Annotated in this window: 19 protein-coding genes; 14 read left to right on the top strand and 5 right to left on the bottom strand. The window is 40.4% G+C overall.

The features are described 5' to 3' along the window. Positions 1–34: 34 nt before the first annotated feature. From AC4PL9_RS08865 to AC4PL9_RS08890, 6 genes are all read left to right on the top strand, one after another. Positions 35–1,102 carry a methyltransferase gene (locus AC4PL9_RS08865; protein WP_491604394.1) on the top strand — a complete coding sequence of 356 codons (1,068 nt, stop codon included), beginning with the start codon at positions 35–37 and terminating at the stop codon, positions 1,100–1,102. Between the two features lie 2 nt (positions 1,103–1,104). Continuing rightward, positions 1,105–2,172: a class I SAM-dependent methyltransferase gene (locus tag AC4PL9_RS08870; RefSeq protein ID WP_491604395.1), complete on the top strand. Its 1,068-nt coding sequence runs from the start codon at positions 1,105–1,107 to the stop codon at positions 2,170–2,172. 49 nt (positions 2,173–2,221) lie between these two features. Then, positions 2,222–2,791 carry a Crp/Fnr family transcriptional regulator gene (locus AC4PL9_RS08875; protein WP_491604396.1) on the top strand — a complete coding sequence of 190 codons (570 nt, stop codon included), beginning with the start codon at positions 2,222–2,224 and terminating at the stop codon, positions 2,789–2,791. Positions 2,792–2,866: 75 nt separating this feature from the next. Then, positions 2,867–4,255 carry a TolC family protein gene (locus AC4PL9_RS08880; RefSeq protein WP_491604397.1) on the top strand — a complete coding sequence of 463 codons (1,389 nt, stop codon included), beginning with the start codon at positions 2,867–2,869 and terminating at the stop codon, positions 4,253–4,255. Between the two features lie 10 nt (positions 4,256–4,265). Then, positions 4,266–5,225 carry an HlyD family secretion protein gene (locus AC4PL9_RS08885; protein WP_491604398.1) on the top strand — a complete coding sequence of 320 codons (960 nt, stop codon included), beginning with the start codon at positions 4,266–4,268 and terminating at the stop codon, positions 5,223–5,225. A 4-nt stretch (positions 5,226–5,229) separates the two neighbouring features. Continuing rightward, positions 5,230–6,420, top strand: a complete 1,191-nt coding sequence (locus AC4PL9_RS08890) for an ABC transporter permease (RefSeq protein ID WP_491604399.1) — start codon at positions 5,230–5,232, stop codon at positions 6,418–6,420. A gap of 3 nt (positions 6,421–6,423) precedes the next feature. Here the strand turns inward: AC4PL9_RS08890 and AC4PL9_RS08895 are convergent, their stop codons facing one another. After that, positions 6,424–7,449, bottom strand: coding sequence for a hypothetical protein (locus AC4PL9_RS08895; RefSeq protein ID WP_491604400.1), 1,026 nt, complete (start codon positions 7,447–7,449; stop codon positions 6,424–6,426). Positions 7,450–7,573: 124 nt separating this feature from the next. Between AC4PL9_RS08895 and AC4PL9_RS08900 the strand changes: the two genes are divergently transcribed. Then, the gene (locus AC4PL9_RS08900; RefSeq protein ID WP_491604401.1) at positions 7,574–8,350 is read left to right on the top strand and encodes a class I SAM-dependent methyltransferase; all 777 of its coding nucleotides are present in this window, start codon (positions 7,574–7,576) and stop codon (positions 8,348–8,350) included. A gap of 2 nt (positions 8,351–8,352) precedes the next feature. Further along, positions 8,353–9,312 (top strand): cytochrome-c peroxidase, encoded by a 960-nt coding sequence (locus AC4PL9_RS08905; protein WP_491604402.1) that lies wholly within the window; start codon positions 8,353–8,355, stop codon positions 9,310–9,312. Between the two features lie 49 nt (positions 9,313–9,361). Here AC4PL9_RS08905 and AC4PL9_RS08910 read toward each other — a convergent pair whose 3' ends face one another. The 3 genes from AC4PL9_RS08910 to AC4PL9_RS08920 form a co-directional block, all read right to left on the bottom strand. Continuing rightward, the gene (locus tag AC4PL9_RS08910) at positions 9,362–11,458 is read right to left on the bottom strand and encodes a M16 family metallopeptidase (protein WP_491604403.1); all 2,097 of its coding nucleotides are present in this window, start codon (positions 11,456–11,458) and stop codon (positions 9,362–9,364) included. Positions 11,459–11,490: 32 nt separating this feature from the next. Beyond that, on the bottom strand, positions 11,491–12,975 hold the full coding sequence (locus AC4PL9_RS08915; protein WP_491604404.1) for a M16 family metallopeptidase: 1,485 nt from the start codon (positions 12,973–12,975) through the stop codon (positions 11,491–11,493). 94 nt (positions 12,976–13,069) lie between these two features. Continuing rightward, positions 13,070–14,569 carry a dihydrolipoyl dehydrogenase family protein gene (locus AC4PL9_RS08920; protein ID WP_491604405.1) on the bottom strand — a complete coding sequence of 500 codons (1,500 nt, stop codon included), beginning with the start codon at positions 14,567–14,569 and terminating at the stop codon, positions 13,070–13,072. Positions 14,570–14,662: 93 nt separating this feature from the next. Here AC4PL9_RS08920 and AC4PL9_RS08925 point away from each other — a divergent pair, with 93 nt between their 5' ends. Together AC4PL9_RS08925 and AC4PL9_RS08930 are read left to right on the top strand one after the other, a co-directional pair. Beyond that, entirely contained in the window at positions 14,663–15,148 is a 486-nt protein-coding gene (locus tag AC4PL9_RS08925) for a YkgJ family cysteine cluster protein (protein WP_491604406.1), read from the top strand. Between the two features lie 102 nt (positions 15,149–15,250). Then, positions 15,251–15,739: a DUF6272 family protein gene (locus AC4PL9_RS08930; protein WP_491604407.1), complete on the top strand. Its 489-nt coding sequence runs from the start codon at positions 15,251–15,253 to the stop codon at positions 15,737–15,739. 5 nt (positions 15,740–15,744) lie between these two features. Here the strand turns inward: AC4PL9_RS08930 and AC4PL9_RS08935 are convergent, their stop codons facing one another. Continuing rightward, the gene (locus tag AC4PL9_RS08935; RefSeq protein ID WP_491604408.1) at positions 15,745–16,344 is read right to left on the bottom strand and encodes a murein L,D-transpeptidase catalytic domain-containing protein; all 600 of its coding nucleotides are present in this window, start codon (positions 16,342–16,344) and stop codon (positions 15,745–15,747) included. 105 nt (positions 16,345–16,449) lie between these two features. On the opposite strand from AC4PL9_RS08935, the gene AC4PL9_RS08940 reads away from it, so the two are divergent. The 4 genes from AC4PL9_RS08940 (at position 16,450) to AC4PL9_RS08955 (ending at position 20,481) form a co-directional block, all read left to right on the top strand. Further along, complete coding sequence (locus AC4PL9_RS08940; protein ID WP_491604409.1) at positions 16,450–17,793, top strand: methyltransferase RsmF C-terminal domain-like protein; 1,344 nt, start codon at positions 16,450–16,452, stop codon at positions 17,791–17,793. A 138-nt stretch (positions 17,794–17,931) separates the two neighbouring features. Beyond that, entirely contained in the window at positions 17,932–19,545 is a 1,614-nt protein-coding gene (gene pckA, locus AC4PL9_RS08945; RefSeq protein ID WP_491604410.1) for a phosphoenolpyruvate carboxykinase (ATP), read from the top strand. A gap of 148 nt (positions 19,546–19,693) precedes the next feature. After that, positions 19,694–20,161, top strand: a complete 468-nt coding sequence (locus tag AC4PL9_RS08950) for a DUF2452 domain-containing protein (RefSeq protein WP_491604411.1) — start codon at positions 19,694–19,696, stop codon at positions 20,159–20,161. 47 nt (positions 20,162–20,208) lie between these two features. Further along, a complete protein-coding gene (locus AC4PL9_RS08955) occupies positions 20,209–20,481 on the top strand; it encodes an ATP-dependent Clp protease adaptor ClpS (RefSeq protein WP_343787833.1) in 273 nt (90 codons plus the stop codon). Positions 20,482–20,610: the final 129 nt, after the last annotated feature.

The following is a 20,610-nucleotide window of genomic DNA, read 5'->3' on the forward strand; positions in this document are numbered from 1 at the left end:
TTATATTTGGTCGTTTAAAAAAAGCAATACGATTATGAATTCATTCAATAAAGACCAACGTTCAGCGAGAGAAGCAATTGAATATGCACAGTGGATAGCATTTGGTCCGGTGGTTTTTCAGGTAGCGAGATCAATGCGGAATTTGGGAATTATTGATGCGCTGATCAAAGGAGGGCGTAAAGGGAAAACATTGGAAGATATTGCTAAAGAAACAGGAGTTTCAAACTATGGTGTTCGGGTGTTACTGGAGGCCGGTTTGGGAATGGGACTTGTGTTAGAAAACGAAGGACTTTATTCCGCTACAAAAACGGCATATCTGATCGAAAATGATCCGATGACAAACGTTAATATGGATTTTACACATGATGTAAACTACGAAGGAACCTACTACCTGGAAGACGCCATTCGCACTGGTAAACCGGCCGGGTTGAAAGTTTTTGGAGACTGGGCTACCGTATATGAAGGATTGTCGCAGATGCCGGACAAAGCGAAACAGAGTTGGCTGAATTTTGATCATCTCTATTCGGATGATGCTTTTCCGGAAGCATTTGATCATGTTTTTAAGTACCAACCCAAAAGCCTTTTGGATATAGGAGGAAATACAGGTAAAATCTCCATGAAGTTTGCCAAATACAATCCGGATATTCAAATTACGATGGTGGATTTACCGGGACAGATCGAAATGGCGAAAAAGAATATTGCTGAAAATGGTCTGTCAGACAGAATACAATTTCATGCAACTAACTTGTTAGATTCTGCGAATAAATTACCTGAAGGTCGTGACGCAATCTGGATGAGTCAGTTTCTGGACTGTTTTTCGGACGACGAAATCGTATCCATTTTAGAGCGTTGCCACGAAGCGATTGCAGAGGATGGATATGTATACATCATGGAACCTTTCTGGGATCGTCAGCAATTGGAAGCATCTGCCTTTGCTTTACAGCAGACCTCTCTTTATTTTACAGTTATCGCAAACGGGAATAGTCAGATGTACGACTCTAGAGTGTTCTTTAAACTGGTAGAGAAAGCAGGGTTTGAAATTGTAGATGTAATTGATAAAATCGGTATGTGTCAAACCGTGTTGCGTCTAAAGAAAAAATAAGCATGAATACATTCAGTAAGGATAAACAAACGGCGGCAGAGGTTTTTGAATATGCCCAGTGGATCTCTTTTGGTCCGATTATTTTTCAGGCGGCACGTGCCATGCGTAACCTGGGAATTCTGGATGCGATTATAAAAAGCGGACGTAAGGGAATTTCACTTGAAGATATTGCCCGTGAAACCGGGTTAAAAGAGTACGGTGTACGTGTTTTGGTCGAAGCAGGTATTGGAATGGGACTTGTTCACGAAAAAGAGGGGAAATATACAGCCTCTAAAGTATCGTTTCTTCTTCAGAATCATGAGCTGACCAGAGTTAACATGGATTTTACACATGATGTAAACTACCTGGGAGCCTACTATCTGGAGGAATCTGTACGAAATGGGAAACCGGAAGGTTTGAAAGTATTTGGAGAATGGGCAACCGTTTATGAAGGGTTGGCACATCTACCTGAAAAAGTGAAGGAAAGCTGGTTTAATTTCGATCATTTGTATTCAGATGATGCTTTTCCGGCTGCTTACCGACATGTTTTCAAATATGAACCAAAACGTATTATGGATATTGGATGCAATACCGGGAAAATTACCATAAAGTTTGCCCAGTATCATCCGGATGTGAAAATTACCATGGTGGATTTGCCAAATCAGATAGAAATGGCAAAGAAGAATATTGAACGCCATGGATTACAGGATCGGGTAGAGTATTTTCCTACAAACCTGTTGGACCCTGCAAACCAATTACCAAAAGGACACGATACCATTTGGATGAGTCAGTTTTTGGATTGCTTCTCGGATGATGAAATCGTATCCATTCTTGAACGCTGTCATGAAGCATTAACTGATGACGGGTATGTGTATATCATGGAGCCGTTTTGGGATCGGCAGGAATTTGGAGCTTCTGCCTTTGCATTGCAGCAGACGTCACTGTATTTTACGGCTGTAGCAAATGGTAATAGTCAGATGTATGATTCCCGTGTGTTTCTCAAACTGGTGGACAAAGCTGGTTTTAAAGTAGAAGAGATAGTAGACGGAATCGGTATGTGCCAGACTATCCTGCGGATACAGAAAAAATAAATTTCTTATAAGCATTAGCAATCCTGATCTCAGGGATGTAAATTAGGGTATGGAACTTGACGAATTTTTGCACACATTCGGTTTAAGTGATGAGGAAATATGCCTCATGCAAAAACTTGGGAAAGAAGAACGGTTTCGTCAGGGAGAAGATATTTCTTGTATAGGCAGACATATTGATCATTTTCACTTTATCAAACAGGGAATGATTCGTTCTTACCGGATTATTGATGGAAATGATTTTACCTATAATTTTTTTCTGGTCGGGGACATTTGTGTGGATTATGAATCCTTGTTAAAGAAAGTACCAAGCCAGAGTTATTTCGAAGCACTGACACCGACAGAAGTAATCACTTTTCGTTTTTCCAAAGTAGAAGCCTTATTTGAAGAACATCCGAGAATAGAACGTATTGCCCGGAAAATGGCAGAGTTTGCTTATGTCCGGCTGGTTGAACGGGTAAAAGAATTTCAATCAGATTCTCTGGAACAACGCTATTTAAACCTGATCAGCAATCAGGAAGCTTTATTTCACTCCGCACCTTTACAACATATAGCTTCTTATTTAGGAGTAAAACCGCAAAGTCTAAGTCGCGTCCGAGCGAAAATTGTGAAAAATAGTTAATCCGTTATTTCTTAACATAGGTGAATTTTCAGGGGGATAACCCTCCGTAATTTTGTTTTGTGAAAATGAAACAAAATGAAAAACAACAAATTTGCCCTCGTCAGTTTATTACTTGTCGGCACGCTGCAGGTTCGGGTGACAGCGCAGACTCCTCCAACATTACAGGAGGTAATTGACAGTGCACTGGTACAGGATTATGCTTTTGAGAACAAACAACTGGAATTAAGACGCATTGAACTGGATCAGGAACGAATCAAGGATGCTTACATGCCCCGTATTGAATTGAATGCAAAAGAATCATACGCCTATGCAGCCTCCAATCTGACGACACCTGCTTTTGCCATACCACAATTGCAAATGGCATTTCCGGAACACGAAAACCGATATAAGCTGGATAACTTTATTACACAGGCAGACCTGAAAGCTTCCTTTCTGCTCTTTTCCGGGGGAAAGGTGAGCAATCTAAAAAAAGCAAACGAAGCACGACTTGAAGCGGAAACCGCTTTATTGGAAACCGATCGCAATGCAATCATCCAAAATGTTACTGCTCTGTATGATCAGTTGGCTATGTTGAAATTAGTTAAGGCAACGCTGGATCAAAGTAGCAAACGGCTGGAAGAAAACCTGAAAGTAGCAGAAAAAGCACTGAGTCTTGGGTTGATTACGCAGTATGAATACAATAAAGTAACACTTGCGGTGAGTCAGCTTGCAGCCAAGTATAAAGAATATGAAGGAAAAAGACGTTTGGTCGTGTTGAGTCTGCATACAATTACAAAAATAGAGTACGATAGGCTGGAAAAAATAGAAGAAGATTTGATTATTATGCCGGTTTCTTTTGTTGTCGAGCCGGTAAACAGACCGGAAATAACTGCTCTGAATGCAGCAGTACTGGCTAATGAGTATAAAGTGAAAGCAGCCAAAAAATGGTGGGTGCCGAAGATTGGCGCTTCTGCCTCTGTAGGATATTTTGGGCTACATAATGGAAGGTTGCGAACTACAGATCCATCATTGACAACGCAACAACCTCTGGATCATACATTTTCCTCTATATCTGCTGCTCCTGTATTTATTGCGGGGGTTGGACTAAAGTGGGATCTTTTTGATGGTAGAGAAGGAATCAACGAAACAAAAAGGGCGCAAATTGATTTACAAATTGCTCAAAACAAACGGGATGATGTTTCAGAAAAAATAACGCTTCAACTCGAAAAACAAAAAGTAGAGTTGGAAATAGCCGGAGATCGTCTGGAGGTGAAAAAAACGGCTTTGCAAATAGCCGAAAATTCCATGGAACAAGCTATGAAAGAATTCAAAGTAGGATTAATAAAATCGCTTCAGTTACTGGAGGCTGAAAATGATTTGCAACTGGCACAACAGGAATATGCACAAGCTATTTTTCAGCAGAGAAGAGCTGCTGTTCAATATCTGGAAGCCGCGGGGATTTTAGATGTAACCACTTTAAAATAATAAAACAATCATGAAGATAAAAAATGTCATTACAATAGGTTTTGGAGCCATTTTAGTAACAGCTTGTTCTGCTCCACAGGAAAAACCGATTCAGGGCAAGATAAAAAAGGAGGTAATTTCTTTTACACCTAAAGTGACCGGTAGAATACTTGAGATCTATGTTCAGGAAGGAGATGTGGTACAACCGGGGGATACATTAGCGATGTTGGATGTTCCTGAAGTTGATGCTAAGTTGGAGCAAGCTTCAGGGGTTGTTCAGGCAGCCAGTGCACAAAGTACGTTGGCAAATAACGGAGCTACTGAAAATCAGAGAAAACAATTGAAGGCTAAACGGGAAGCTGTAAAGGAGCAATATGTATATGCAGAAAAATCATTTAACCGTTCGAAAGCAATGTTTGACGAAGGATTGATGGCACCCCAGCAGTTTGATGAAGTTCAGGCCAAATACAATGCTGCGAAAGCCCAGATGGATGCTGTGAATGCGGAATGGGCAGAAGTAGAGAAAGGAACCCGTTTTGAAACCCGTAATGCGGCGTATGGTCAGCAACAACAGGCATTGGGAGTATTGAAGGAAGTAGAAATTGCGTATTCCGAGAAATACATTATCGCAACCAACAGTATGCAGGTTGAAACGATCTCTCTACATGAGGGAGAGTTGGCTACTGCCGGTTATGCATTGTTCAATGGGTATATTCCGAATTCAACGTATTTCAGGATGACCATCGGGGAAAAAAAGATTGCCGGTTACACGAAAGGAAAAGAGATTACTTTGTCTATTCCGTATATAAACAGAGATGTTCGCGTAAAAGTTCAGAATGTTAAACAATTGGCCCGTTATGCCGATGTGACCAGTCCTTATCCCAACCTTGAAATAGACGAGGCTTTTTATGAAGTGAAATTAGTCCCTTCGGATGCAGGAGAGGATTTGACGGATTTATTGGTGAATGCATCTGTAATTCTTAAAAAGTAATACGGTGAAAAATTTAATGTATTTAGTGCGTCGGGAGTTTAAAATGTTTTTCAGCAATACGACTTTGTTATTAGTCTTCGTTGCTGCACCGATTATTTATGCAGTAATGCTGGCTTCTGTTTATAAATCGGGAAAAGCAACGGAGCTTCCGGTGGTAGTAGTGGATCGGGACAATTCCCCGATGAGCTTACAGATATTGGAAATGCTGGCGGATAACGAAGGGATTGAGATTAAAAAAGTACTTGCGGAATCCAATGATGTGCAAGCGGATATGGTGAAATTAGATGCTTCGGCGATGGTTATTATTCCCGATCGTTTTGAGGCTGATATTTTACAGGCGCGTTATCCGGAAGTAATGGTGTATTGTAATACGGTCAACTTATTGACAGCAAATTTTGTGAGTAAAAGTATTCAGACTTCGTTGGGGACTTTTGCAGCAGGTGCTGAAATTAAGGCTTTGCAGAGGAGAGGAATGTCTGGTGCGGAAGCTAAGATGAAGTACGAACCTTTCAAGCAAAACTATGTTAAGGTATTTAATGAAACCGGGAATTATTTCTCTTTTATGTGGCCGGCTATGCTTACTGTCGTTCTTCAGCAGGTGATATTATTGGCAATGGCGGTTAGTATTGCATTTGAGGTAGAGAATAACTCATTTGGGAAAGGAGTCGTAAGTAAAACAAAATCTGCATTGGCGACCGTATTGATTAAGGTTGCTCCAGTGTGGGTATTGTCCATCCCAATGGTGGGAATATTCTATGGGTTTCATGTGTTGTACGATGCACCTTTGCCGTCCGGACCATTTAATTTTATTGTTTTGTCTGCTTTGTTTGTCGTTTCGGCAACTTTTTTAGGGGTCATGATAAGTGCAATGCTACCGAATGCCTTGAAAGCTACTCAGGTTTTGATGCTGTTGTCAGCTCCCGGGTTTATTATTAGCGGATATACATGGCCTATTTTTGCAATGGCAACTCCAATTCAGTGGCTGGCCAATACTTTACCGTTAACTCCTTTCCTTAGTGCGTTTAAACATCTGTTGATGGAAGGTGCTACATTGGAGCAAGTGTTGCCTAATATACAACAACTGGTTATTCAAATCGTAGCTTATTTTTTACTGAGTGTCATTCTGGTAAAGTGGCGTATAAAAAAAGAAGAGAAAAAGATGAAGCTACAGGTTGCTGTGGTAGAGGAGGAATAATGGTTATTTCTTTTTCTTCCTTGCTTTTTCCTTAAAGCGATACCCTCCGGACAGACGGACGTCAAAATAATACTGTTGGAAATTTATGTTTTTGATATTTATCCGTCTGAACTGGAATTCGCCTGAAAGATTCAGAAACCATTTGGTTTTTTGAACACCCAGTACCAACATCAAATCTGTACGAGTACTTAAGCCTAGGAAACCTCTGGAGTTATCAGGGGTTTTATAGGATTTAACCTGTAATAAAGGGCCGAACCCGGCAAGAATGCCACCCTGAAACCACTCTTTTTTATAGACATACGCCAGTCCGGGGATAGCTCCCAGTTCAAAGGAACCCAAACGGTTCATATTGGAGTTATCCTGAGATACTGTGCGTTGAAAATCGGAAAGAAGATAGTTTTTGTCGTTACTGATTCCAATTCCACCCAGATAGCCGTAGATGTACGGACTCAGCGAAGATCTTTTATAGTCAGCAACTTTTCCCTGAAAAGCCTTGTAATGAAAACCCTTTCTGAAAAAATAACGAACATGTAACCCTACGGTAGCTGTTGTATAATCCGGGTGAATCCCGTGTTTCTCTGGTAAAGCGACTGTATCTACTGCCTGTTGATTTAAGTAGGCAAATCCTTTGAAGTAATTGATGTCTACAGCAAAATTTATTCGTTTAATAGCAAATCCCAGGTCGAGATTCAGGTAATTGGACTTACCATACAACTTTGGGTTAAGCGTATTGACAGGTAATTTAAATGTCAGCCCCAAACGTACCCCCAGATAATGAACCCCGGCCTGAAATACAAACGGCGTATTGGGAATCATATTTACTTTACCATGACCGTCATATTTGAGATTATAAGAAAGATGAGTGCTGTTAAAACCAGTTCCTATATCTATAATCCAACGACGTTTATAGAGGTTATAATGAATACTGGAGTCTTTGAAATCAAAGAGCTTACTCTCCTGTGCTTTAAGTTCCGGAGGAAAGAAAAGCAGAAGAAAAAAGCATATTTGAAGAATTCTTCCAGTGAACACACGCAACATTTACTGAACGAAAGTATCGATTTTTAGAGCAGGAAAAGTAACTTTACGGAAATTTACTGAACAGTCCTTTGTTAATGGGTTTTGACCGGGGATCAGTAGTAGGAACTATGTCGAGATGAAGAAACTGTATAAATTTCTGTTGAATACGTTGCCGCGTCCTGTTTTGATACGAATGAGTTATGTTTTTAAGCAAATAGCTCCGATGTTGTATAAAGGGGATAAGGTAGAGTGTCCCGTTTGTCAACGATCTTTCCGCAAGTTTCTTTCGTACGGATCAGCAGTAGCGCACCGGGAGAATGTATTATGCCCGTATGATCTGACATTGGAAAGACATCGTCTGATCTGGTTGTATTTACTTAATAAATCTGATTTTTTCACGGCTGAGCAGATTGAAATGTTGCATATTGCACCTGAACAGTGCTTTTTACCGCATTTCAAAAAACAGAATAACCTGAAGTACCTTACGGGAGACCTGGTTTCTCCGATAGCAGATATACACTTTGATTTGCATGATATTCCACTTGAAGACAATCGGTTTGATGTTGTTTTTTGTAACCATGTTCTGGAACATGTAGAAGATGACAAACAATGTATGGGTGAGTTATTTCGCGTGATGAAGCCCGGTGGATGGGGGATATTTCAGGTTCCTATGGATCTTACGCGCTCAGAAACGTATGAGGATAAAAGTATTACTTCTCCTGAAGAGCGCGAGAAACATTTTTGGCAAAAAGACCATGTTCGTTTATATGGATTGGATTATCCTGAAAAGTTAAAAACTGTTGGTTTTGATGTAGAGGAATACAATCCGAAAACAGAGTTGGATGAAAAACTGATCGAACGGTATCGCCTGAGTCCCGGAGAAATTTTGTACATTTTCAGAAAGCCGGAATAAAAATGAGAAAAGGGGAGAGTATAGTCACTTCTTCCGCAACAAGATTTCTTTTGCTGCAGGTTGGTTTAGTGACCTTGTTTTCCTGTTCGTCACCTTATCCGGAGCCTATTCATCCTGAGGATAATCCCTTTAGCATTGAAAAAGTGGAATTGGGAGAAAAACTGTTTTTTGACCCCAGACTGAGTATTGATAATACGGTTTCTTGCGCAACCTGTCATGTTCCTGAAAGAGCATTTACCGATAATTTACCACTTTCTAATGGAGTTTATGGTCGGAAATCTTTGCGAAATGCACCCTCCTTAATCAATGTAGCCTATCAACCTCATTTTATGTTTGAAGGAGAAATCAAAACGCTTGAAATGCAGGCGGTCGTTCCGATAACCGATTTGAATGAAATGGGGTATGAAAAGATAGGTGAATTAGTGGAAAAACTTCACAATATCGGTGAGTATAATGAGTTGGCAAAACAAATTTTTGACAGGGAGTTTGATGTGTGGGTACTAACACGTGCGTTAGCCGCTTATGAGCGTACATTGACTGCCTGGAACAGTCCGTTTGATGATTATTATTTTCTGGGAAAAGAACTTGATAAGCAGGCACTGAAGGGATACAGGATCTTTGATGAACAGTTACATTGTACGGACTGTCACCCGGCTCCGTTTTTTACTTCGTTTGAGATCAAGTCTAACGGTAGCGGGAATGGAAGAGATGGAGGAAGGTACAGGATAACTGCAGATTCGACAGATTTTGGAAAGTTCAAGGTTCCATCGTTACGCAATGTGACAAAAACATATCCGTATATGCATGACGGATCAGTACAAACCATTGATGAGGTACTGGATTATTATGCAAAAGGAGGAAGCGGAAATTTCAATCAGTCGGAAAAGATAACAGGCTTTGTTCTTTCAGAAGAAGAGAGGAAAGCTCTACATGCATTTTTCAGAACCTTAGAAACTAAATAAAAAGAGGAACGGTACTACCGTTCCTCTTTTCTATAAATAAATTCTACTACTATTTTACAAACTTCTTATCGTCGATAGATTTGTTAATCTCGATAGATTTTACTTCAACCAGTAATGACATAGAACCGGCCATCTGGCTAAGTTCGTGAGGGAACAAAATTCCGTTAACCTCATTAAACTTACGATATTCCATACTGGATGATGAAGTTTCTCCATCTACTGTAGTTACAGAACTGGATCGTTCTTTCTGGAAAGTGGAAACAGAATAGTAATCCTGTGTTACCGAGTTTGAAGTACTTGTTTCAATCACATAATAATCTTTCCCCATTTCCTTTTTAATTCCTAAAAGGTTGAACTTAACTCCGTTTTTACTGTAGTTTACTTCGGGAATAAGACCAATCGTTTTTTTCTTTTCAGCGACTTCTTCGTCAGAATACTCGATTGATTGTCCTCCTGCCATAGGGGATGATTCCATTCCACCTGCTTTTCCATTAAAGAACGTACGTTGCATTACCTGACCATTGAAAAGAATTTCCATCGCTTCAGAACTTGGAGTCTTTAGATAGGTGTACATATCAAAACTTACAGGGGCTCCGGAAGGAGTGGCTGTCATCACCTGTGTCATTGATTTGATCTTTCCTATTTTTTGCTCTGCTTCTTTTCTTGTTTTCGATTGTGTAACCGCCAGAATATAATTCTCAATTACTTTTTCAGCAGAAATGTCTGCTTTTTTGAATCCTGTTTCCGGGTTTCCGAAAGCATCGTAATACTCAATTTTTCCATCCTGATCAAAAGGAAGCAGGTTTTCGGCAATCTTCTCATTTCCTACAACAATGATATAGGCATTTTCATAATCAAGATATGATTCGGCCATTTTATTAATGTCACTCACCGTCGTTTCTTCGATCATTTTCAGATAGTTCTTGTAGTAGTCCTTGTCCAGCTTGTTGCGGAAGATAGACAAAGCAAAATCAGCGATCGTCTGAGGACGTTCAAGAGCACGAACAAACGAGCCGGACATCGAAGCCTTGGCTAGTTGAAGTTCTTCTTCGGTTACAGGATTCTCAGTGATCGTTCTTATTTCCGAAAGAATTTGAGTAACCGCACTATCCGTTACTTCGTTACGGAAACTTCCTGAAGTGTAGAAGTAACTTCCTGTTCTGGCGATGGATACGCCTGAGTAACACCCGTATGTATATGCTTTGTCCTCACGCAGGTTTTGCATCAGGCGAGCTTCAAATGTTCCTCCACCAAGGATTTGGTTCATCAATTTGACCTTGATTTCATCCGGGTGTCCCGGTGTAATGTTAAGAGGAATTGCTACCTGAATAACTGACTGAACAGCTCCGGCTTTTTTCCCGAAAATAACACGACTACCTTTTTGATTTGGTTTTACAACATATTTACTACTTTCAGCAACCTTCCCTGTCCAGTTTCCCAATGTATTCTTGATGAGTTCCTGAAGGCGAGAAGCGTCGATGTCTCCAACTACAACGAGGTAACTGTTTCGGGGCGTAAATTTACTGTGGAAGTAATTCTTTACATCATCAAGCGTAATTGCTTCCAATGTTTCTTCCGTCATACTTTCTCCTCTCGGGTGCTTTTTTCCGAAAATTACAGAATTGGTAATATTAGAAGCCATTGTGTTGGCGTCAGACTTTGTCATTGACAAAGCAGAAGCACTTTGTTTTTTAATCCGATCGAACTCGGATTCTGGGAAATTGGCATTTTTCACGATCTCAGCAAGAATAGCGATCAGATCGTTATCGTATTTGGACAGTCCTGAAACATAGATCGAAGAGGAACTGGCAGATATGTTTGCCCCCATGTAATCGATCTTAAAGTCCAATTCATCCTTACTGAGATTCTTCGTCCCTGACAGGATCATACTCCCGGCAAAGTCTGCCAAACCACTTTTTTCCCCTTCCAGCATAGGATCAGTTCCCATAACCAGATTAAATGAAACCCGTGGAATTTTGTCATTTTTCGAGAGGATTACAGTCATTCCGTTATCAAGATCAAAAATTTCCGAGTCCGGAATATTAACAGCCGGAGCTTTTGCTGCTTGCGGGCGCACTGAGCGATCAATCTGGGCATGAAGTCCGAAAGTCGCCATGATGAATGTGTATAAAATAATATTTTTCATTGTCTTATTTTTTCTTTCGATGAAATACGGTTCTACTTTTCTTCTTCGTTATTTTCCTTCGGAAGGTAGTATAGAAGAATTCTTCTTTCCGGTGAGAAGTATTTGATCGCTGCCTGTCGGATATCTTCTTTGGTTACTTTCTTGTATTTTTCCAATTCATTATTGATAAGATTGGTATTACCGAAGTAAACATAGTTATTTGCCAGAGCTTCTGCTATTCCGGACATGGTCGAATTGGAAGAGTAGAAGTTACTTTCAAACGAATTTTGAATTTTCTCATATTCCGCATCAGAGATTAACTCTGTTTGCAGACGAGCTACTTCTTTATCCATTCCTTGCTGAAGTTTATCAAGACTGACTCCGCTGTTGGCAATTCCCAAGATAAGTGCCATTCCCGGATGCTCAAGAGGAAATGGGAACGAGAACATGGTCATCGCTAACTGATCTTTTTCTACAACTGATTTATTCAGTCGGGAACTACTTCCTCCTGACAGAATTTCGTTCATCATTTGCACGGAGTAAAAATCAGGAGAGTTTTGTGCCGGCATACGGTAGCAGGCAAAAAGAGCCGGTAACTGAATGTTATCGTATACTGTGTCTGTAAACACACCGCTTAAAGGAGCTTCAACCTGTGTCGGTTGAGGAATCGGAATCTGTGTTTCAGAAACATTTTTAAATAACTTCTTGTACGCTACCTCAGCAGGTGTTTTTGCCAAAGCTTTTTTGATTTTCTTTTCTTTCAGGTTGTACTTTTCAGCTACCTCATTTGCAGGAAGGTTAACAAGATCCCGGTAAGCGTTCAGCTTTTCACCTGAAGGAATAGACGCAAAGTACTTCTCAATAAGTATTTTGGTTTCTTCAATACTAATGTCTCCTGCAATAGACAATGTCGCATTATTAGGAACATAGAATGTTTTGTAGAAGTTGATATAATCTTCTTCCTGAGCAGCATCCAAATGTTCCATACTTCCGATCGGAGTCCATTGGTAGGGATGTTCCTTGAACATCATGGAGAAAGCTTTTGCCATGAATGAACCATAAGGTTGGTTGTCAATTCGCTGACGCTTTTCTTCTTTTACCACTTCCCGTTGTGTCTCAATACCTACGCTGTCCACTTTCGCGTGAAGTAGTCTTTCTGACTCTAACCACAACCCTAGCTCCAACTGGTTAGATGGAAGAATTTCATAGTAATACGTTCTGTCCTGAGAAGTGTTGGCATTCAGTACACCTCCGTTCATTTCTACCAATCGGGAAAATTCACCACGGTCTATGTTCTGACTTCCTTCGAACATAAGGTGCTCAAAAAAGTGAGCAAAACCTGTTCTTTCCGGATTTTCATTCTTGGAACCAACGTGGTACATAATAGATACGGCTACAATAGGATTACTGTTATCCTGATGCAGAATAACGTGCATGCCGTTATCGAGGTCATATTCCGTAAATTTTATTTCTTTTTCCTGTGCAAGGGATAAGGTACTTACACCGGAAAAAAGCAACATAGCGGCTGTTTTTCTCATTTATTCTTGTGTTATTTTTAACTAAATTAATACTTTATCGGACTCTGAAACCGGCTTTCTGTATGTTCGGATAATTACCATGATAAATGGTTGTCTAAAGTCGTTCCAACGGTATTTTTTTTCCGTCCACAAGACTGTAACATGCCATTTTATCGCCAAATACAGAAGCTTTGAAGAGGGAACGGTTTAATAACATACGGACACATTCCTGAATACCTTCCACAATAGAAGGGTGGGGGTGAATCAGCTCGGAAAGTGTTTCAATCGGCTCGTGCATTTTTATCAGTAGTCCTATTGCCTGTATTGCCGTTGAAGCATGCTCTCCGATTACACGCATACCTAAAATACGCATTTCATCGTCATTGGTAACAATGATTTTAATGAATCCTTGTGTACGTCTCATGGCAATTGCCCGTGAGATCAACGAGTAATCCAGTTTTACTACTTTAACAGGTATATTTTGTTTAATACACTGTTGCTCATTCATTCCTACAAGTGCTACTTCAGGACGCAGGAACATAATAGTACAAACATTATCGTAATTCAGTTTTTTCACCGGAGTTTCACTAAAAATACGCTCAACGGTATAACGGGCTTCAATTTCACCCATATTGACCAGTGCAATTCTTCCGATCAAATCACCTACCGCAAAAATATTAGGGATATTGGTTACGGTATCATTGTCTTCTACATGTACACCACGGGTCGAGAGCATTACACCGGCATTTTCGAGTCCCAGGTTTTCCAAATTGGGCGTCCGGCCAATGGAAAGCAATGCTTTTTCGACACGAATAACTTCGCTTCGTCCGTCAGGATAGGATAGTTCATATTCCACTTCATTACCGATTTTCTCGATACGCTCAAGTTGCGCATTGTTGTGAATCGTAACTCCTTTTCGGATCAGGTTATCAGCTACCATAGCTGATACATCTTCATCTTCAAAAGGCAGAATTCTGTCCTGTCGGTCAATGATGTAGACTTTTGTTTTTCCGAAATTGGAAAATATCGTAGCGTATTCACAGCCAATGACCCCGGCTCCGATAATTACAAGACTTTTCGGATAGTCTTTTATCGATTCTATTCCGTCCGAAGTAAGGATCGTCTTTTCATCTACATCGATGTGAGGAAGTTTTCTTGGTGTACTCCCTGTAGCCAGAATAATATTTTCTCCATAAATAGTTTTACTACCTTCTCCATTGGAACGGGTGATTTCCACTTCATTTTCATTCAGGAGTTTCCCAAAACCTCTTTCGTAGGTGAAATATTGTTTTTCAGTAGCCGATTGCAATAACTTGATGTGACAAGAGTAATGAAACTTGCGCTCAAAGAGAGCTTCTTCCAGTGTTTTTTTTACTTCTTCCCAGGAAAACTCAAATTGTTCTTTCCTTAAGTGTTGTGTAGCCTCATTTACTTCATAGACCTTTTGGGACATTTCCCAGAGGGTTTTGGAAGAAAGTGCACCGTTGTATAGTCCGGCACCACCAACACGGTCTTTTTCAATTAAACAAACGGTTTTTTTGAAGTCGATCGCACGCATAGCAGCTGCATAACCTGCGGGACCTCCTCCAATAACAATAAGATCGTATTTCTCCATTGAACGACTCTGAGATTTTAGAAGGGCTAAATATAATAAGGACTGATTAAATGACCTACCATTTTTCCTAACTTTGTGATCGATTTTTAGCAGATGAAGTACCAAAACGATATTGATACCGCATTAGGACAGAAGAAAAACTACAAATCGCTGGTAAGAAAGCTGAAGAAAAAGAATGCCAGAGAGGTTGATAACCTGTTCCATACGTTACATAACGAAGTGTTCGAAGAAGTGGATTGTCTGGCGTGTGCCAATTGTTGTAAAACCACCAGTCCTATATTCAGGGATGTGGATATAGAGCGACTGGCAAAAGCTTTGCGAATGCCGGTAGCCGAGTTTCAGAAAAAATACCTCATTATGGATGCGGATCGCGATTGGGTATTACAGACTGCTCCCTGTCCATTTTTAGGGGAAGATAATTACTGTTCGGTGTATGAATGGCGTCCGAAAGCCTGTCGGGAGTATCCGCATACGGATCGTAAGAATATGCAGCAAATCCTGAACCTGTCACTGAAGAATACAGAGATCTGTCCGGCAGTAGCAAAAATTTTTTTCGCAATTAGCCAACGAAATCTATAATTTTTCGTTCTACGTTTAGAAAACTTATACATTCTGAACGGAGAAAATGCACATATCGATCATGTAATAAGTCACCTTGAGGGGGATCAGACTGTAGATTTATTGTATTCCTGTTCCGGGCAGTTGTTGACGGAAGAGGTGGATGCGATACTGGTTGAACTCGAGTATTTGATTGATCGACTTAATCTGCCGAAAAAGAATTCCAAGCGACTCTTTACGCTTGCCGTTGAAGGATTACAGAATATTGAACGGCACGGATTGGATCATCCTGAATTTTCAGGTGTTTCGTTTGTGTTGTTTTATAAGCGGGAACAGCAGTTTGTGCTTGTTTTTGGAAATTTGATAGACGATCGAACAAAACGATTGCTTGAATATCACTTAAACCGTATTGAAGGACTGAGGAGGGATGAATTGAAAGAAATGCTGATTCGGCAATTGGACCAGGGAGAATTGACGGAGAAAGGAGGCGGAGGTCTGGGAATTTTGACCCTGGCTTTGAAATCATCCGGGAAAGTGAAGGCCGTTTTTACCCCGCTGGAAGAAGGTGTGTTTTACCTGTTCTCTATGCGGGTGTCGGTTGACGAATACTAAAATGATTAACCAATTATCCAGAGTAGGACAGGTTTTCCGGTCTGTTTCAATTGTTGATCTATCTTTTTCATAAAATTATCTGAAACGGCAGGGCACCCCCAACTTAAAGGAGAATAATCCGGGTATATTTCTTCATCCGTTACAGCGCTCCACGAGTGCAGTACCACGATTCGATCCTGCGCACTCGCATTGGATTCTTCTAACCCATGTAGCCAGTATTTGACATGAATTCCCCATGAACTGTAATCTCTCCCGCCGATTTTATATTTTCCTTCCGATGAACAATGACTATTATTTTTATCACTGAATTTTGCTTTTTTATATTTGTCAGGATTGGCAGCAAACACATCACAGGCTCCGTGGGTAACAATAGCGGTGTCTGAATACTTGTTTTTAGTGAAATCATAAATGAAAAATCGTTTTTTTCCGGAGTGAACCCGCATATCAAGCAGGTAGTAATATTCCGTATTCATAGCATTTTCACGGCAAAAGTTTAACGCTTCTTCATGGTGTTGTTTCCGACCGTTTTCCAGCAGTATATTTTCTCGTACAGAGGTGTCGTTGCACCCCATTGCAATAATCATAACTAGTGTATACCAGATCATACGATGACAGTTTGGTTTTGCAGATATAAAATCCATAATTCATGAAAAGTAACATTTTTTTTGCCTCAATATTGTTGTAAAAACAGGAAATTATAATTTTGTCCCATGGTTCAATTACCAGAACGTTTTGTATATCGCATTCGAGAACAAATTCCGGATGCGGATGCGCTGCTGTCCTCTCTGAACCAACCCTCTCCTGTTTCTATTCGTCTAAATCCTCTTAAATCTGATCCTGTTTTTGACTCGGAAGAGCAAATTGCCTGGTGTCCAATGGGTAGATACCTCCGGGAACGCCCTGTTTTTACACTTGATCCATTATTTCATGCGGGAGTGTATTATGCGCAGGAGGCGGGGTCTATGTTTGTTGATGAGGTTTTGAGAAATATTGAACTACCTGACGCTCCGATTTGTTTGGATCTATGTGCTGCTCCCGGTGGAAAAAGTACCGTTTTACTAAGTTATTTATCGGGTAGAGGTCTTTTGGTAGCAAACGAAATTATCAGGAACAGGGCATTGGTGTTGAGGGAAAACCTTATTAAGTGGGGGGCAGGAAATTGTATCGTTACGAATAATGAAGCTGCGGACTTTGCACAGTTGGGATCCGTATTTGATTTTGTACTCTTAGATGCTCCCTGTTCAGGAGAAGGAATGTTCCGGAAAGATGAGCAGTCGAGAGATGAGTGGTCAGAAGAGAACGCAGAGCGCTGTGTGGTAAGGCAACGAGAGATTCTGGAAGATATTTGGCCTTCAGTTCGATCGGGAGGTTATGTCTTGTATTCTACCTGTACTTTTAATAAAGAAGAGAATGAGGAACAAATCCGGGAGTGGATTGAGGAAGGAAGAGCAGAATCGGTTCAATTACAATTTCCGGATAAGTGGAATCTGACAGCAGGAACAGGAGAGTTAGGATGGTATTGCTATCCACATAAAATGAAAACGGAAGGATTTTACTTTGTTTTACTGAAAAAAACGGAAAGTACAGAAGTGGGTTTGCCAGGGAAAAGGGCAGGAAAAAAGAAAAAACGAGAGGAAAAAGTTGATAGTCCTGAACTGCTTAAACGGGTAATACATTCGAATTACTCTATACACTATTATCGGGAACAGTTTTATGCATTTCCAACGGTTCTACTGGAAACAGGAAAGCTGATTCTTGATAAATTGAGATGTTTGAAATGGGGAGTTCGATTAGGAGCCGGTGAAGGGAAGAAATTTATTCCCGATCACGAATGGGGAATGGCAGTTCTTGTTCCTGCTGATTTTCCAAAAGTTGATCTGGATGAGAAAACAGCACTTTACTACCTGAAAGGAGAAGCGATACAGATCGACGGACCAAAAGGGTGGGTTTTAGTGTGTTTCAAAGGGAAAGTACTTGGGTTTGGAAAAAATCTGGGAAACCGGATGAACAATTATTACCCGAAAGAGTACCGGATCAGGATGAAAATTGAATAAGATGCAATTATTTTAGATTTATTTCAACAGGTTTTATACGGAAAATGTGAAAAACAATAATGCGAAATATGTTTTCGTTTATCAATTAACTTTAATTTTGTATTAATTAATAACAGCGGTTGCTAGAAAAGAAATTTTATGAACGAATTTGGAAAGAGAGGTAAGAATGCCAATTTGAAAGATTCAATCGGACTCTACAATTTGGGGAATGTATACTGGAACCTGACCCCTGCAGAGTTGGTAGAGGAAACTATAATCAATGGGCAGGGTGTTCTGTCGGAGACTGGAGCTTTGGCTATTGAAACCGGTGAATTTACGGGAAGGTCACCTAAGGATCGTTTTATCGTATGTGATGAAAATACGGAAAACTCAGTTTGGTGGGGTGATATCAATATCAAATTTACTCCTGAAAAATTCGATGCGCTTTACAATAGAATGAAGGCATATTTGGCGAATCGGGAGGTGTATGTACGTGATTCGTACGCCTGTGCTGATCCTGAATATAAGTTGAATATTCGTGTTGTGGCTGAGTATCCCTGGTCGAATATGTTTGCTTATAACATGTTCCTGCGTCCGACAGAAGAAGAGTTGGAAAACTTTGAGCCGGAGTGGCATATTATAAATGCTCCCGGATTTTATGCTGATCCTGAAATTGACGGTACACGTCAGCACAATTTTGCGGTGATTAACTTCACCAAAAAGATGATCATTATCGGGGGAACAGGATATACAGGAGAAATTAAGAAAGGTATTTTCTCTGTTTTGAACTATATCCTTCCGCATGAGCGAAATGTTCTTTCGATGCATTGTTCGGCAAACATTGGAAAAGAGGGAGATACGGCAATTTTCTTCGGACTTTCCGGAACCGGAAAGACAACCCTTTCTTCAGATCCTAACCGTCGATTGATCGGTGATGATGAGCACGGATGGGCGAATGGTTCGGTGTTTAATTTTGAAGGAGGTTGTTATGCGAAAACAATCGATCTTGCAAAAGAGAAGGAGCCTCAGATTTATAATGCGATTAAGTTTGGTGCGATTCTTGAGAATATCGGTTTCTATAAAGGAACTTCCGCTCCTGATTACTCGGATTCAACAATAACAGAAAATACAAGAGTCTCTTATCCGATTTATCATATTGATAATATTGTAGAGCCTTCGGTAGGAACTGATCCAAAGAATATTTTCTTTCTTACGGCAGATGCTTTTGGAGTATTACCTCCGATCTCGCGTTTAACTCCCGGACAGGCAATGTATCATTTCATTTCGGGATATACTGCTAAAGTAGCAGGAACTGAAGTAGGGGTAACAGAGCCACAACCATCCTTCTCGGCATGTTTCGGAAAAGCGTTCTTGCCGCTGCACCCGACAAAGTATGCAGAAATGCTGGGAGAGAAAATGAAAGAAACAAATGTTCGTGTGTGGTTGATCAACACAGGATGGTCAGGTGGAGAATATGGAGTAGGAAGCCGTATCAGCCTGAAATACACCCGTGCAATGATTACAGCTGCTCTTACGGGACAGTTGGATAATGTTGAGTACGCGAAACACGAAGTATTCGGATTGGAAATGCCGGTGACTTGTCCTGAAGTTCCGGATGAAATCCTTACACCAAGAAATACATGGGCTGACAAGTCTGCTTATGATGCGAAAGCACTACATCTTGCAGAGCAATTTGTGAAGAATTTCAAGCAGTTTGAAGACAATGCGAATGAAGAAATTCTGGCAGCAGCGCCAAAAGTAGCGGTGAATTAATTCCGATTGTTTAGATATAAGAAACCCCTGTCGTCTGATGATAACAGGGGTTTTTTGTTGTAAATAGTCTGCAAACTGAATCGGGAATTTTCGACTTTTTGAAAACCTTTGCGTATCTTTATAGGTTGAGTAGCAGAGGATGAAGTAAATGAGTAAAGAGAAAAAAAATAAAGAGTTTGTGAATCCTATCGATCCGGATAAGATTACAGAAAACCCGCATAGTCTTGAATACGGACATCACGTAGGAAGTGCAGTAATTAAACCGGAAGATAAGGGGAAAATTAAAGGGCTTTCCGTAGCAGCTATGGAACAGCAAACAGATCAGCAGCTGGGGCAGATATATGAGCAGATGCAGCTGTTGGCAGAACAGGCAAAGAAGATTCAGGCTCGTAAAGAAATTTCGGAACGCATTTATCAGGCTGAAATCCGTTTCACTCCGATTATATCTCATGTTTATCATTTCTACCGGAAAGAGGAGGGCAGTTTTTTACTCTCTCTCATCGCCCCTGAACAATGGGGAAGAAGTGGAAAATCATTCGAATTTATCGCTACGGTGAAATTACTTCCCGATCACACCTGGGATATTCTTGTGAGAAATGAAGAGATAGATTGGTAGACCTTGTGCTACTTTTTTGTAATTTTGTAGTTTAAAATTATTGGGATATGACAAAGACCAAGGAAGAGTTTGACGAGCAGTTGGTGGAATTACTGGTAGATCAACGTAATCTTATTGTTTTTAATGATGATGTAAATACGTTTGATTTTGTCATAGAGGCGCTGGTGAAAGTTTGTAAGCATGAGCCTATACAGGCAGAGCAATGTACGATGATTATTCACTATAATGGAAAGTGTTCTGTAAAAAAAGGAGATTGGGAAGCACTTGAACCAATGTGTACTGCGTTACTGGATCGGGGAATTACCGCAGAAATTCATTAAAAAAACTTGCGGATTTAAAAAAGATGATTACCTTTGCACCCGCAATAACCCTGTAAGCAATAGCTAAAGGGAAGCAAAAAGGCCTCGTGGCGCAACTGAATAGCGCATCTGATTACGGCTCAGAAGGTT

Source organism: Wandonia sp. (genome assembly GCF_984588085.1).

Coding starts and splice junctions, on each gene's coding strand:
- AC4PL9_RS08910 (WP_491604403.1), bottom strand. CDS start 11,458: ATGAAAAATATTATTTTATACACATTCATCATGGCGACTTTCGGACTT.
- AC4PL9_RS08900 (WP_491604401.1), top strand. CDS start 7,574: ATGAAGAAACTGTATAAATTTCTGTTGAATACGTTGCCGCGTCCTGTT.
- AC4PL9_RS08915 (WP_491604404.1), bottom strand. CDS start 12,975: ATGAGAAAAACAGCCGCTATGTTGCTTTTTTCCGGTGTAAGTACCTTA.
- AC4PL9_RS08875 (WP_491604396.1), top strand. CDS start 2,222: ATGGAACTTGACGAATTTTTGCACACATTCGGTTTAAGTGATGAGGAA.
- AC4PL9_RS08865 (WP_491604394.1), top strand. CDS start 35: ATGAATTCATTCAATAAAGACCAACGTTCAGCGAGAGAAGCAATTGAA.
- AC4PL9_RS08905 (WP_491604402.1), top strand. CDS start 8,353: ATGAGAAAAGGGGAGAGTATAGTCACTTCTTCCGCAACAAGATTTCTT.
- AC4PL9_RS08920 (WP_491604405.1), bottom strand. CDS start 14,569: ATGGAGAAATACGATCTTATTGTTATTGGAGGAGGTCCCGCAGGTTAT.
- AC4PL9_RS08885 (WP_491604398.1), top strand. CDS start 4,266: ATGAAGATAAAAAATGTCATTACAATAGGTTTTGGAGCCATTTTAGTA.
- AC4PL9_RS08925 (WP_491604406.1), top strand. CDS start 14,663: ATGAAGTACCAAAACGATATTGATACCGCATTAGGACAGAAGAAAAAC.
- AC4PL9_RS08880 (WP_491604397.1), top strand. CDS start 2,867: ATGAAAAACAACAAATTTGCCCTCGTCAGTTTATTACTTGTCGGCACG.
- pckA (WP_491604410.1), top strand. CDS start 17,932: ATGAACGAATTTGGAAAGAGAGGTAAGAATGCCAATTTGAAAGATTCA.
- AC4PL9_RS08870 (WP_491604395.1), top strand. CDS start 1,105: ATGAATACATTCAGTAAGGATAAACAAACGGCGGCAGAGGTTTTTGAA.
- AC4PL9_RS08940 (WP_491604409.1), top strand. CDS start 16,450: ATGGTTCAATTACCAGAACGTTTTGTATATCGCATTCGAGAACAAATT.
- AC4PL9_RS08955 (WP_343787833.1), top strand. CDS start 20,209: ATGACAAAGACCAAGGAAGAGTTTGACGAGCAGTTGGTGGAATTACTG.
- AC4PL9_RS08935 (WP_491604408.1), bottom strand. CDS start 16,344: ATGATCTGGTATACACTAGTTATGATTATTGCAATGGGGTGCAACGAC.
- AC4PL9_RS08950 (WP_491604411.1), top strand. CDS start 19,694: ATGAGTAAAGAGAAAAAAAATAAAGAGTTTGTGAATCCTATCGATCCG.